The organism is Patescibacteria group bacterium (assembly GCA_027858235.1).
GTDB lineage: Bacteria > Patescibacteriota > Patescibacteriia > Patescibacteriales > BM507 > BM507.
Genome location: JAQIDC010000038.1, coordinates 1 through 14,359, shown reverse-complemented (window position 1 = coordinate 14,359; position 14,359 = coordinate 1). Strand labels below are relative to the sequence as shown.

The 14,359-nt window shown below is 32.8% G+C and carries 15 protein-coding genes; 6 read left to right on the top strand and 9 right to left on the bottom strand.

Going from position 1 to position 14,359, the window contains the following annotated elements; genetic code table 11:
• Positions 1-70: 70 nt before the first annotated feature.
• The 6 genes from PF572_03750 to PF572_03725 are packed head-to-tail and all read left to right on the top strand — an operon-like array spanning position 71 to position 4,410.
• Positions 71-559 carry a hypothetical protein gene (locus tag PF572_03750; protein ID MDA3840181.1) on the top strand — a complete coding sequence of 163 codons (489 nt, stop codon included), beginning with the start codon at positions 71-73 and terminating at the stop codon, positions 557-559.
• A gap of 2 nt (positions 560-561) precedes the next feature.
• The gene (locus PF572_03745; protein MDA3840180.1) at positions 562-1,281 is read left to right on the top strand and encodes a glycosyltransferase family 2 protein; all 720 of its coding nucleotides are present in this window, start codon (positions 562-564) and stop codon (positions 1,279-1,281) included.
• A gap of 3 nt (positions 1,282-1,284) precedes the next feature.
• Entirely contained in the window at positions 1,285-1,677 is a 393-nt protein-coding gene (locus PF572_03740; protein MDA3840179.1) for a DUF2304 family protein, read from the top strand.
• Between the two features lie 25 nt (positions 1,678-1,702).
• On the top strand, positions 1,703-2,113 hold the full coding sequence (locus PF572_03735; protein ID MDA3840178.1) for a hypothetical protein: 411 nt from the start codon (positions 1,703-1,705) through the stop codon (positions 2,111-2,113).
• A gap of 3 nt (positions 2,114-2,116) precedes the next feature.
• Positions 2,117-3,235: a glycosyltransferase family 4 protein gene (locus PF572_03730; GenBank protein MDA3840177.1), complete on the top strand. Its 1,119-nt coding sequence runs from the start codon at positions 2,117-2,119 to the stop codon at positions 3,233-3,235.
• Positions 3,236-3,249: 14 nt separating this feature from the next.
• Entirely contained in the window at positions 3,250-4,410 is a 1,161-nt protein-coding gene (locus PF572_03725) for a glycosyltransferase (GenBank protein MDA3840176.1), read from the top strand.
• Here the strand turns inward: PF572_03725 and PF572_03720 are convergent.
• Genes PF572_03720 through PF572_03680 form a run of 9 tightly spaced genes read right to left on the bottom strand, consistent with a single transcriptional unit; the run spans position 4,391 to position 14,163 of the window.
• Complete coding sequence (locus PF572_03720; protein ID MDA3840175.1) at positions 4,391-4,654, bottom strand: hypothetical protein; 264 nt, start codon at positions 4,652-4,654, stop codon at positions 4,391-4,393. The genes PF572_03725 and PF572_03720 overlap by 20 nt on opposite strands.
• A 1-nt stretch (position 4,655) precedes the next feature.
• Positions 4,656-5,228, bottom strand: coding sequence for a type 4a pilus biogenesis protein PilO (gene pilO, locus PF572_03715; protein MDA3840174.1), 573 nt, complete (start codon positions 5,226-5,228; stop codon positions 4,656-4,658).
• The gene (locus tag PF572_03710) at positions 5,215-5,754 is read right to left on the bottom strand and encodes a hypothetical protein (GenBank protein MDA3840173.1); all 540 of its coding nucleotides are present in this window, start codon (positions 5,752-5,754) and stop codon (positions 5,215-5,217) included. The genes pilO and PF572_03710 overlap by 14 nt, the downstream gene beginning before the upstream one ends.
• A 2-nt stretch (positions 5,755-5,756) precedes the next feature.
• Positions 5,757-6,914, bottom strand: a complete 1,158-nt coding sequence (gene pilM, locus PF572_03705) for a type IV pilus assembly protein PilM (GenBank protein ID MDA3840172.1) — start codon at positions 6,912-6,914, stop codon at positions 5,757-5,759.
• A 49-nt stretch (positions 6,915-6,963) separates the two neighbouring features.
• Positions 6,964-8,409, bottom strand: coding sequence for a hypothetical protein (locus PF572_03700; GenBank protein ID MDA3840171.1), 1,446 nt, complete (start codon positions 8,407-8,409; stop codon positions 6,964-6,966).
• Positions 8,406-9,008: a type II secretion system protein gene (locus PF572_03695; GenBank protein MDA3840170.1), complete on the bottom strand. Its 603-nt coding sequence runs from the start codon at positions 9,006-9,008 to the stop codon at positions 8,406-8,408. The genes PF572_03700 and PF572_03695 overlap by 4 nt, the downstream gene beginning before the upstream one ends.
• Positions 9,008-11,260, bottom strand: coding sequence for a hypothetical protein (locus PF572_03690; GenBank protein MDA3840169.1), 2,253 nt, complete (start codon positions 11,258-11,260; stop codon positions 9,008-9,010). Before PF572_03690 ends, PF572_03695 begins: the two co-directional genes overlap by 1 nt.
• A 3-nt stretch (positions 11,261-11,263) precedes the next feature.
• Positions 11,264-12,412: a type II secretion system F family protein gene (locus PF572_03685; protein MDA3840168.1), complete on the bottom strand. Its 1,149-nt coding sequence runs from the start codon at positions 12,410-12,412 to the stop codon at positions 11,264-11,266.
• Between the two features lie 20 nt (positions 12,413-12,432).
• Positions 12,433-14,163 carry a GspE/PulE family protein gene (locus PF572_03680; protein MDA3840167.1) on the bottom strand — a complete coding sequence of 577 codons (1,731 nt, stop codon included), beginning with the start codon at positions 14,161-14,163 and terminating at the stop codon, positions 12,433-12,435.
• Between the last annotated feature and the right edge of the window lie 196 nt (positions 14,164-14,359).

Genomic DNA, 14,359 nt, shown 5'->3' with positions numbered 1-14,359 from the left:
ATTAGTGGTATGACACTATGCTTATGTTTTATAGATAAATATGATATAATTACTTTATAAAATACAAAATATGCCTGAAAAAACAATCGATGAAAAATTAATACCAAAGATTAAAGGACCAGAAGTTGATCCTTTCGATGTAGAAAAAAACACCCCCCGCCACGAGCAAATTAGTAAAACTGAGGATAATTATGAAAAAAGTGCTGAGGACACATCTTTGATTTCTGAAAAAATTTCGGAAAATAAAAAAGGTAATGTTAGTACCTTGGTTCAAAGTACACAAAGTGAAAGAGAAAAAAAGATTGAAAGTATCCTGGAAGTTGACTTGGCAAACGTTTACTTGAAATTGTCTCCCGAAGATAAAATACTATTTAAAATTCAAGGAGAAAAAACTGCAAAAGCAATAAACTTACTTATTGATAACACAAAAATTAAAGTTAAAAAAATTCTTGTTTTAATAAAAGACTGGTTGAAGATGATTCCTGGAGTTAACAAATTTTTTATTGAGCAGCTTGCTAAAAGTAAGTTGGATGAGATAATGAAACTTAAAAGAAAATGAATATGCACTCCAAGAAGGTTTTTTGTGTAATTCCCGCTTACAACGAAGAGAAAAATATTAAAAAAGTAATTAGTGAAGTTGCACCCCTTGTTCATTCTTTGGTTGTTGTAGTAGATGGGGTAGGCGATAGAACTCTTGAGGAAGCAAAGGAAGCAAAAAATTCAGCAGAACTAAAAAATACAAACGTATATATTTTAAAACATATTATAAATAGAGGACAAGGAGCAGCACTTCAAACTGGCGATGATTTTGCTCTGAACAACGGTGCTGATGTAGTGGTTCATTTCGATGCCGATGGTCAGTTTCTCTCTACTGAGATTGAAGATATGTCTTCAGCAGTTGTTAATGGTGATTTCGATGTAGTTTTTGGTTCTAGGTTTTTAGGAAAAGAGTCCAATATGCCCTTTTTTAAGAAACAGGTTATTATGAGATTGGGCAGATTTGTGAATAGAATATTCCTTGGTTTAGAATTAAGCGATCCACAAAATGGTTTTCGCGTAGTGAATAAGAAGGCTCTTCAGTTAATAAAAATAGAACAGGACGGATCAGCTCATTGTAGTGAAATTCTTGCCAAGACTGCAAAAAATGGTCTAAGATATAAAGAAGTGGCAGTTACGGTGAGATACTATGATTATGGCCAAGGCCTTTTTTCTGGTAAAGGAAGAGGTAAGGGAGGATTTATAATTATAAAGGATTTAATTTTAGGAAAATTTATCAATTAATTTATGTTTCAGATTGCTACTGCATTAATAATAATACTCTTCTTTTTAGCGAGAACCTATTGGCAGAAAAGAAATAATAAAATATCAAAAATTGAGTTTATTTTTTGGTTTATTTTTTGGATTTTTGCAGGTATCTTTATAATTTTTATAAAAAAGATCGATATAATTGTTTCAAATCTTGGTTTTTCAGCATCTGGTATAGACGTTTTATCTTATTTAAGCATAGCCGTTATATTTTATATAATTTTTAAAATAATTATTAAAATCGAAAAAATCGAAAAAAACATCACTGTGCTTGTCCGGAACATCTCTATAAACCCTCCTGCGCCAAAGGCTTCGGAGGGCAGGCCCCCATATTTTGAAGCTCCAAGTATCAGGGCCACTAACAAAGAGTAAGATTTTATTATTTATTTAAAAAAATATGAGTGGAAAAGACGCCTTAATTGATTTTGCTAGCTACGTAGTAGCTCTTTTATCGTTTGCTTTTGTGATATTTTTTATTATACTTGGCGATAGGTTTGAACCGATAATGAGATTTTTTATTAGTATAATACCTTTTGCTATATTTTCTTTAATTGCTGTCGTGATTCTAAATATAAGAAAAAGAGAGATTAAAAAGAAAAAAGATGATTCTAATTATGATTTAACTTTATTTTTAAATTATGGTGATAGGCTTACCTCTGATATGTTATTTACAGGTCTACCGCTACTTGTTATGCTTGTAGGATTTCTTATGAAGTGGAGTATTCAAAAAGATGATGTAATGCAGGCAAGTATTGTTTTTATAGTTTTATACATTTATTTTAAAGCCCTCTACAGGAAGGCCGGTTAGTTTATGAAAATTGCTCATGTAGTATGCGTGTTTCCTCCTTATGGGGGTGGGATTGGGAAAAGTGCTCTAGATTTTTCTATAATGATGAGAGAGGGTGGCCATCAGGTTGATGTGTATGCCCCTCTGTACACGAATGATATTTCAGAAGATGATAGTAATTCAACCAAGATAATTAGAATTAAACCTATTCTTAAGCTTGGTAACGGAGCTTTTGTCCCAAGGCTTTTTTCTAAACTCAAAAAATATGATTTAGTATATTTGCATTATCCATTCTTTGGTGGAGCAGAAATAATTTGGTTTTTTAAATTGTTCAATAGAAAAACTAAAGTAATTTTCCATTATCATATGGATGTTATAGGATTGTCCCCACTATTCAAGCTCCTTTCATTTCCCTCAAAAATGATTGAAAAGAGTTTATTAAAAAAGGCTGATTTGATTACGGCGGGTAGTCTTGATTATATTCAAAATTCTCAAATAAAAAATTTCTACACTGACAATCCAGGCATTTTTCGTGAAACTTATTTTCCTGTTGATACAAAAAAGTTTCATACAAGGACAGACAGGGGAGTTAGAGAAAAAAAAGAAATATTATTTGTAGGTGGTCTGGACAAAGCTCATTATTTCAAAGGACTTAATGTTCTAATTGATGCTTTGTTTTTACTCAGAAAAAGAAATGATTGGATATTAAAAGTAGTAGGAGAAGGAAATTTGAAACAGGAATATATAAAAAAGTGCGAAGAAAAAAAACTATCTTCGAGAGTTGAGTTTTTGGGTTCAGTGTCCCATGAGGATTTACCAATCGTTTACAGGGAATCCGATTTTTTTGTATTACCATCAATAAACAAGGGTGAAGCATTTGGGATAGTTCTACTTGAAGCAATGGCAAGCGGTCTTCCTATTATCGCCTCTAATTTACCAGGAGTTAGGAGTGTTTTTACAGATAAAGAAGGGTTTTTAACTAAACCATCAGACAGGGAAGATTTAGCTGATAAAATTAAAATATTTCTAGATGATGATAGTCTTTTGACTGAGATGTCTGAGAGTGCCAGGAGACTATCCGTGGATAAATATTCCTATGAAACAATATCAAAAAGAATAAATTCAATTGTCGATGAAGTATAAGCAAATATAAATTTATGAAAGTTTGTTTAATTAATAATTTGTATAAACCCTATAATAGGGGAGGGGCAGAAAGATATGTAGAAAATCTTTTTAAGGGTTTTTCAGGTTTGAGTGATGACGTTGTTGTTATATCAACAAAACCGTATGGCAAAAAGTTAGGAGAGGAAAAAGATGTATATTATCTGAATTCACTTTATTTTAATTTATCTAAGTTTCCAAAATTATTTAGATTTTTTTGGCACTTATTTAATATTATTAATATATATAAGTATTTTCAAGTAAGAAAAATAATAAAAAAAGAAAAACCAAGTCTTGTTATTACTAACAATTTAGTCGGTCTAGGATTTTTATTACCAATGTTATTTTTTAACAAAAATATTAAACATCTTCATGTTTTGCACGATATTCAACTTCTTCATCCAAGCGGTATGATGTTTCTGGGAATGGAAGATTTATTAGATGGTTTTTTTCCCAGAGTCTATCAAAAAATAAATATTTATATTTTTTCTGTAGTTAAATATGTTGTTGCTCCATCAGAATGGATAATCAGTCTACACAAGAAAAAAGGATTTTTTAAAAATGCACAAACTCTTCAAATATTTAATCCAATAGATTATTCTTCTTTACCTGAAAAATTAAAACAAAGTGATTTTCTGGATTTTGTGTATGTTGGTCAAATTGAGGAGCATAAAGGAGTTGTTAAACTTTTTGAGGTCATGGAAAGACTAATTCATAATAATAAGAATATCCGTTTTCTAGTTATAGGAGATGGGTCTCTGTATCCTAAATTTAGTGAGAAATACAAATATATTGAAAGAATAAAATTTTATGGGAGATTAAATAAAAAGGAAATTATTGAAAAACTAACTTTGTCTGATTGTCTGATTGCCCCTTCACTTTGTTACGAAAATTCACCCACAGTTATTTATGAAGCAGCTATTTGCAATCTTGATTTTATATTTTCTGATTTTGGTGGAGCATCCGAAATTGGTAAATACTTCTCTGGTATCGGTTTCAATCCATACAAAGATGGTTCTTTACCTCATTCCATAAAAGAGTATATAGGAATGAATAAGAATATCAATCAAGCAAATAAAAAAGCGCTTAATTTAAGCGCAGATGCCTATATTAATAAAGTACTTGATTTTTTATCTCCTATTCAAAGACGTTTCTAGAATTGACCTTTTTTGAACTAGCCTTATTTACAATGTTAGCAGAGACATTGTTAAATTTGGATATATTAACGTCAGAAATCCTTATTGAGGAAGCATCAAGAAATATTTCACTTGAGGTAATGGTCTTGTAGACATTCTTGTCTATGAAACCATAAAAATAAACACTAGCGACCCCTATGAAGACTGCAAGAATAATAAAGGTGTATAGCTCTAAATTTTCAAATTTAAGTTTATATTTTTTCATATTATTTCCAGTAAGTTAAAGCTGATAATTGCATTGTGAGACTATTGTCTCTATTTTGATTTGGGGCTACGGTTCTGCTGGAGGCGATGTTGGAATTTTTAATATCTATATTATTTACATTTATGTAGTAGTTAAGATTCTCAACAGAGACAAGAAAGTTCATTAAATTGTCGTAGGGGCCATTTAGAGTTAAAGTAAGAGGAGCTGAGCTATCTTTTGAACTTATCTTTTCAAAATTAATATTCATTTTCATGTCTATCCCGGTTCTGTCCGCCAATCCTTCAAACATTGTAATAAACTCCAATTTATTGTTTGTATCAATAAAGGCTTTTTCAATCTTTCTTAAGTCTAATTCTATTTTTGTTAGATTTTTGCTTATTTTTGAAAATTTTTCTTCTTTTATTAATTTAGTTTCAAACTCTACTCGATGGTTTATTAGTAATATGCTTGCTTCTTCTACTCTGTTTATATAGGAAAATACAAAAAAATAAGATATTAAAAATGCTATAACAAAGTTTGATGTTAAGCCCAGTAGCACTTTTTGTTTGTAATTTATGTTTTTATTTAATTTCATAAATGTTTAACTTAGCATTTATTTCAAAATTTATATTTTCTTTTTGGAGTAAGTTTTGAATTGGGAAATCAATATTTTCAAAGATGGAAGAATCTTCCAAAAAAATCTTGAATGACAGAAGCTGGTCTCTACTGACAGCAAGACCATTAAAACTAATGCTCGGTACTTTTTTATCAATGTTTATTTGTCTAAAGCTAATCCCGTCCGGGGAATTTGTTGAAATATAATTAAATAAGACTGACCACCTAACGTGATCTGCTTGAATATTTTCAAGTAATATTATTTCATTGTTTATTTCACTTACTTTGTTTTGAGACGTGTCAACAGAACTCTTGAAGTCGAGAGTTGATCCATTAATTTCTTTTGCGAGAGATGATAATAAAATATACTCAGAAGCTAAAAGTATAATCCCAGCAACAGAAAAGACTATTATTAAAATATATAGAGATTTTTTAATAATATTATAAATAAAATTAACTTTTATTTCCTTTTTTATTTTATCTGGGATTATATTTAATTTTATCATATTTATAGTTTAGGGTTGAAGATGTTTCTAAGAGCTAACCCAATAGCGGTTGTATATGTCAGCCTATTGTCTTGAGTTATGGTCATGGTTTTGGAATCTTCACTGTTCCCAGTAAAGTCTGAATTAATTTTAAGTATTTCTACAAATGCATTTTCAATGTTTTTATTACTGTTGTTAAAATTGATTAAGGAATCACCTTTGGTAGTTTTGATTGATGTCGCTTCTTCAATGTAGGTGTCAATATTTTTAATGCTAGACCCACCTCCGCAAATTAAGATGTTGTCTATATCACCCTTGTTTGGAAAGTGATGATTGAAATAGTCTATTGATTCATCAATTTTTTCAATTATGTTGTCAATGGTGTCAGATAAGATATTTCTAATAATTCCTTTCGCTTTTGTCTTGTCTAGGCCACAGATAATTTTTGCTTTTTCAGCTTGGTTTTCATCAATTTCTAAGGATTTAGCAATATGGGATGTGATTAATTCACCAGAGAGAGGAAGACTTAGGGTGAATATCGGAGAATTTTTCGAGTAAACAACCATGCTCGTTCTCTTTTTACCTATATCAATTATCAGGTAGTTATCTTTTAACTGACCTTTTTTAATTTTGGGCGACTCTTCTTTTAGCAGTGCTCTTGATATGGCAACGGCCTCAACTTCAAAACCAACTATAGAGAGTTTGGCCTCTTTTAAAACATCTATATATTGATTGGCTATTTTTTTAGGACAAGCTCCAATTAAAACTTTATCAACCTCTCTTGTGGATTGAATGATTTGCCAGTCATAATATATATCGTCTACAGAGAGAGGAATGTGTTTTTCTATCTCTGATTCAATGACTTGGCTAATTTCATTGGGGGATTTTTCAATTTCTATTAATTTGAGATATGTTTTAGTTTCAGGAAGACAAGCAACAACATCTCTCGAACTCACTTTACCTCTAAGCGGTTTTTCCAAGAGAGTTTTAATTGCTTCTATGACTTTTATTCTGTTGATTATTACCCCTCCTTCTATTATCCCTTTTTCTAGTTCAACTCTAGAAATTGCTTGAATATTTATAGTATCTCGGCCATTCTTGTTTAGCTGAATCAATTTTAAACTATAGTCTGATATATCAAGACCAATTGGGTATTTTGAATTTTGATGTAGAATTATCATTTTTAAATTCTGAAGTTTTTCATATTATAACACATTTTGAAATTTAATTTTAGTTTTCTTCCCACGACATGAACTCATATTCTCCGGTGCTTGGGAAAAGCGGGGGAGGGGAAAAGGAAACATTGTTATCATAGATTGAAGTACTCGTTCCATAACCGTCAATCAGAATTCCACCACTATCTACCCATGACCAAGTCCACGTTTTGTAGGAGATTATGCCACCATAAACTTCTATACTATTTTTAAGAACATGCGGGTTATAGTAGTTTCTAAAAACTCTTCCATTCTGTGCCAACATAACAGCGTCTATGCTTATGTCAGTTGGGGCATGCGCAGGAACTTTAATATCTTTTTGAGCAATAAGACCAAGAACGCAAGTTTCATCTCTATTTAGGTAAGTTAAGTTGTCATTTATTATTATAGATCTTCTTTTGTTTATATTGTCTGGCAGTCTTGCTGCAACCAAAGTAAGTCTACCGTTAACCACCCCCTCAATCCAAACATTGTCCTCAATATAGAGTATGCCGTTTGTTGGTATAGGATTATTGTCAATAAAGTTTTCTGAATTAATTTCTTCTGCGATGCTTCGCCAAGCATCCCAGTCATCATTTAGTTGGATTAAAGTAGGTTTTAGGTCTGTTACTTCGTAAAGATCATAAGTGCCATCGCTTTTGAAAATAACATGGTATCCATCATTGCCCGAATGTCCAAGATAACCGTAAGGAGCTGCTGCTTGAGCATATAATTCGGCTACATCAACAGTAATAGCATTAAAGTCCACGTTGGGAACAGGGGAATCCCATAGATCAAAATTAGCTCCAGCCCCCCATACTCCAGAGCAAATACAATCTGATAAAACACAAGAACAAGGGGCTACACAAGTTATAAAATCACAGACTGGATAAGTATTATAGACATAAGTACTTCTAGATGATGTTACAAGCGAATCGTTTGATCCATCCATCCTTACTCCACCATTTGAATGCATTTCACCCCTCACGCTTTCTGTGGGCCCTAACCATATGTCACTATTGGTTAGATAGGAATAATGGGCCAGAGACCTCATTCCATATTTTACATCAATTGTTCGTGTAATATAGGGGTTATCAAGGGTCCAGCCAACTGATTTAATGCCGACAATTGTTGAGCCACTTGGTGGAGGAGTAATTTCAAGACTAAATTTTCCTTGTACTTCTCCGCCGGGGGATATATAGTCATAAATATAGGGTCCATAAGGTTCTCCCACTGGTCCTGGATCCGAACCTGTCCCATCATAGTAATCTGTTCCATCGTGAGCCAAATGCCATCTGTAATAATTGATTCCTGCCTCGGCAATATGGAGAGATTGCGTTTTTGAAATTTGTTTTTTTAAAACTTTTTGTCTAAGAAGACTCAATTCTATTATTCCAATAGAAATAACAATAAAAAGTGATGTTACAACCAAGACTATAACAAGCATGCCTCCTTTTCGACTCTTATAATTAAAATTTTTCATAAATTATCTTTAAGATTCCTAATATGAATATCCATATCTATAATATAGTCAGCAGGCATAATTTCTGGGGTAACATTCACCAATAAAGAAACTTTAATAAGACGAATCCTATCCCTATCACCGCCAGGATTTATTATTTGGTTTTGGTCAGTATCAAAATAGGTAAATACATCCAGAACCTGATTGTTAATATTTTCAGCAACAATCTCTATAACTTCATTTATAGAAAGATACTCAAGTGGAGACCCCAAGGGTTCTATTGTTCCTTTTTTCAGGATATCACCATCAATAAAATATCTCACCTTTTCAATATTGGAATCACTATCTATATCGGAATAAAAACTTAAACTTTGCGAGCTAACATCGTCAAGAAGATAATCACCACGAGAACTACTCCTGGCTTCTCTTATTTCTAGGACCATGGAGTCAACAGTTTTCTTGGCATTTTTTGTTGCTTCTTCTTGCTCTATGCCAAAAGTTGTTGCCCTAAACCCATTTATAACAAAATCAGAAGACATAAAAACGAGACTAGAAAATATAAGCATATAAACCAGAAGCTCTATTAAAGTAAACCCTTTATTGTTTTTTAAATATTTCATTATTTTAAATAAAGTTTAATTGTTTCTGTGGTGCCAGGGTCAATATTTAGGGGCATGCTTGGCATCGTCATCATTAACTCATACCCAGTACTAGTTGCATCTACTCCGAAAGAATATGAGTCCCATTCGATTCCGGTTAAGGAAATATTCCCTAAAGCATCAGAGGTGTGAATTTCTTCATATTTGTAGATAATTGGATTTTCTCCTATTTTTTTTGCGCCCCTCACTAGAATATCAACACCGTTTAGGGGTGTTTCAGTACTATAATCACCAAAAGAGGATGCATAAATATTTATATCACCATCATCATCACTTTCCCATGTTATGTATGGCTGATTGTTGCTTGGATTCATTACTATATCGGGGTTGTATTGATTGTTGCTATTAGTGTCCATATTTATCCGCATATCCACTAGCCAGATTGGTGTTCCGTTTGAATCATATTTTTGACCATAAATGTCTTGATTTCCATTTCTCTCATCTGTCCAGGCTATATAAATATTATTTAGAGAATCAATAGCAATAGCAGGTTGAAATTGATCAGCTGAGCCAGTATCTGAATTCATTCTCTTGTCGTTACCCCACAAAGAATTTCCATCTATATCGTATTTTTGAGCATATATATCTTGGTCACCATTTCTCTCGTCTGTCCAAATAATATAAATATTATCAAAAGAATCCATGTCAATTGCTGTAGAGGCTGAAAATTGAGCAGAAGAAGTGGCTTCTGTGGGAATCATTAAGTCCTGTAGCCAAACAGCTATGCCAGATGATGCATATTTTTGAGCATAAACATCAAGGCTACCATTTCTCTCATCTGTCCAGACAATGAAAATTTCTTCATTTGAACTGATATCTAGGTGCGGATAAAATTGATTTGTATTGTCGATAACAGGATTAGTGTTTACTCTTACTTCACCATCATTTCCCCAAATTAAATTTCCAGAAGAGTCATATCTAACAAAATAAACATCGAGTTCGTTATCTCTATCGTCTTCAAAAACAACGGTTGCAAACGTATCTCCGTTATTCTCAGATACTTTTATCCGAGGAGATGTTTGATTGTCGTTATCATAGGCGACATTAACTCTTCCTTCCCAGTCAATCCCTCCAGTTGCTGAAAAGAGTTTTACTACGTAACAATCATTATTTCCAATTGATCCATCAGTCCAAGCTAGATAAAGATTGCCAGCAGAATCAATATCAATATCAGGTAGCTCTAATCCGTTGGCGGTACCGATTATGACATCACCATCTTCGGCTCCACTCCATTGTGGGGTCCCAGAAGAGTTATATTTTTGAGCATATATTTTAGAATCTCCTGTCTGTCTGTAATCCTCCCATACAATATAAATATTTCCAGCCGAATCAATCGTTAAGCGAGAATTTTTCTGATCATCTCCGCTAATGTCACTGCTAACAGCAAAATTATTTGGCAGATTGGCAGTAATAACATCTATATTTAGATTGCTTAGCAGATCTATAGCAAAACTAATATCGGTTCTTAAATATTCCAAAACAGTGGAATGTGGTTTTGTTGGATTAGTATTTGTGGCTGTTCTTGGGTAGGTGGCATCGATTGAATATCCTGGCTTTGTCACAGATACTTCGTAATTTTCTATCGATTCAGGGGCCCCATAGTAGTTAAGAGTTCCGTTAGAATTTGTTAGATCGTCATTAATATTTATAACCGGAACAACATTATTGTTAATAATATCAACTAGGGCATTTTCAATTGGTTGCCCACTGGCATCGTGGACGGAAATTGAAAGAGTTCCACCTTCAAGCGCTGTTTCAATCCCACGGGGTGCAATATTTGTGTATCCCGTGACTCCTTGTTCACCAAAAGACCCACTCCAAGTTGCTATAACTCTAACTATTTTGTAGTCATTAGGAATAATATCATTTGGAGAACCTAAATCAACTCCGTCAAAAGGGTCATCCACATAGTTAACGTAAGTAGACAGGGTATAGCGTCCATTGTTGGATGAAGAAATTTCAGAATCAGGTATAATGCCAGTTACAATACCAGAGATGGTCCCAACGTCATCATAAGGGAGACTTCTGATGTATTCTAATCTTTGGTTGACAAGAGTGTTGGCTGAAAGAGTTTGTTTATTGTTTGCAGTCAATTTAATTGATTGAATAATTAAAGAAAAAACAGTTACTGTAAGGGAAGAAATTATTAAAACAGAAACAAGAACTTCCATTAAACCAAATCCTTTATTATTTTTTAAAAAAGTTTTTGTCATAAATTACATAGCTGAAGTTAAAGCATACATTGGCATAATCACGGCAACCGCCACACCACCAACTCCAACTCCAAGTCCAAGAATTAAGAGCGGTTCGATAATCGCCGGAAGGTTTTGCATAATTTGATCTACTTCTTCTTCGTAGAATTCAGCTAACTCCATGAGGATATTATCAATCTCTCCTGTTTCTTCACCAATTGATATCATCTGAACAACCATTGGAGGAAAAAGTTTTGGATATTGAGCTGCGATTTCATTGATATTTGTTCCTTTTTTAATTTGGATAGCCATTTCTTCTAGAGCCTTGCGGTAGTGGAGATTACCTAGAACATTCGCTGTAATTTGGAAACACTTGATTATCATAATGTCTGTTTTTAGAAGAGAGGATATATTTCTGGCAAAGCGGGCTAGGTTTATTTTCTTAATGATTGGGCCAAAGACAGGGGTTTTTAACAAAATTAATTGAAAATAAAATTTACCCTTGTAAGTCTTTAAAACTTTTACGGTAATGATAATTGAAATTATTAGGATAGCAAGACTTAAAATACCATTATTAGCCAAAGCATCACTAACTGCTATAAGAATTTTAGTTGGAAGAGGTAGCTCTGCTTCAAGACTATCAAACATTTCTGTAATCTTTGGAATAACAAAAATAAGCATGAAAGTACCAATCCCAAGCATAGCCATTATAATTACAGCAGGATAGGTGAGGGCTCCCTTAACTTTTGAGATAAGAGCGTGCTCTTTTTTCATTTGAATAAATAATTCGTGTAGAACTTCTTCGAGTTTACCAGAAAGTTCTCCAGCATCAATCATACTAATAAACATTTCACCAAAAACTTTTTCGTATTTTCTGAGAGAATCAGAAAAGCCAGAGCCTTTCTCAACTTGACTAGCTAAATCAGCTAAAATAGATTGGAAGTATTTATTCTCTGATTGATTCGAAATCGTTTTTAGGGCCTTGGAAAGAGAAATCCCAGCCTTAAGCATGATTCCTAAATGTTGGACGAAAAACAACCTTTCCTTAAGTGGGACTTTACTTAAGGTTAGTAGGAACATGTTAATTTTGTCCATTAATGAGTATTGATTTTCCTTGTTATCTTTTCCCACCCCCTTGGACCTCAATTGATCGTCTGAGAAATTTACTGTCATAATTTTTTATAGTTCATGTATTAATTTTTTGTAACTCTCATAACTTCTTCGATAGTAGTTATTCCATTTTTTGCTTTAATGAATCCGTCTTCAGCTATCGTAAGCATTCCCTGTTCGACTGCTTGTCTTTTTATGGTTCTCCCATCAGCCCTAGATAATATTAATTTTGATATTTCCTCAGAATTTTCAAGGGCTTCATATATACCAATTCGTCCTTTATAACCTGTGTTGTTGCATCTTTTGCATCCTTTGCCTCGATAGAAAAGAAGTGATTTGAGACCTTTTTTAGAATCAACAATTATTTTTTCTTTTTCGAGTGTTTTCAAAACATCAACAATATCCATATTTTTTTCAATATCTTTTATAGTCTCAGTGTCAAGATTATAACTTTGAATACAATTAGCACAAATTTTTCTAACAAGCCTCTGGGCAATAATAAGATTTGTAGTAGTCGCAATTAGAAAATTAGGGACTCCCATTTCAGCTAAACGAGGCATTGTTCCAGCAGCATCGTTAGTATGAATGGTTGAGAGAACAAGGTGTCCAGTCATAGCAGCATGAACAGCAATCTCTGCTGTTTCTTGATCTCGAATCTCTCCCACCATAATAATATCAGGATCTTGCCTAAGGAAGGCTCTTAGCCCAGAAGCAAAAGTATAACCAATTTTTGAATTTACCTGTGATTGATTAACGTGAGGCATTCTATATTCGATCGGGTCTTCAATCGTTGAGATATTAACCTCTGGTTGGTTTAGAATATTTAGGACAGTGTAGAGAGTGGTGGTTTTACCGGAACCAGTCGGACCAGTTACTAAAATAATTCCATTTGGCTTTGCAACATTTCTCTTTAGTGTTTCAAGAGCACTTCTTTGTAGGCCAATTTGTTCAAGGTTTAAGGCTTGTGCCTGTTCATTTAATAGTCTAAGAACTAATTTTTCCCCATCAAAAGTTGGTAGAATGGAAACACGAAAAGCAACCTTATATTCTTTGTTCTTTATTTTAAAACGTCCATCTTGAGGCATTCTATGTTCATCTACTTTTAGGTTAGATAATATTTTGATACGAGCGACAATCCCTGATTGCACATTTTTAGGGAGTATCATGACGTTATGAAGAACACCATCGATACGATAGCGAACAATAACATCTTTTTCTTCCGGTTCTATGTGAATATCAGAAGCACTTTCCATGATGGCGTATTCGAGCAGAGTATCTACAATTCTAACAACAGGCAAATCTTCGGCTAATTTTGTAAGATTTTTATTTCCATCTTCAGCAACCTTGGTAATATCATCATTGAGATAATTAAATTCTGCTTTAAGACTCTTGTGGTATTGCTTTAAAGTATCATTGATGTTTTCTGGCGTGGTGAGGTGAATTTTTAATTCAAGACTAGTTTTTTTTCGTAAGAACTCAAAAATTTCTAAATCTTCGGGATCAGTAACAGCTATTTTCAACTCTTTGGTGTCTGAATCGAAGGCTATTATGTTGTGAGAAGAAGCTATAGATTCTGGAATAACAAAAAGAACATCTTTTCTGATGGTCTGATTTTTCAAATCTATAAATGGAATTTTGAAGAAATTGGCTATGCTCTCGTAAAGTACTGTTGGAGAAATAATTTTTTTCTCAATTAAGTAATTTACAACATTTTTTCTTACATTTTTTGCCTCTGCTAAATACTTGTCAAATTCTGATTCAGGGACAACTTCAAACTTATTTAAAATTTCTTTTAATTGTTCGTTGCTAAGCATAGGGGATTATAATTTTATATATTATTGATATTATAACATAAAATAGTAATTTGTAACAAGCAAATGATATTAAATCCTCATAGAAGGTATAATACATAATGTGATTTGGCAGAAGATAATTATTCGTAAATTTTTAAAGTATTTCAGAAATAAATATTTTTGCCTTTCAATGTTTTGGCATTATTTTGAGATTGAA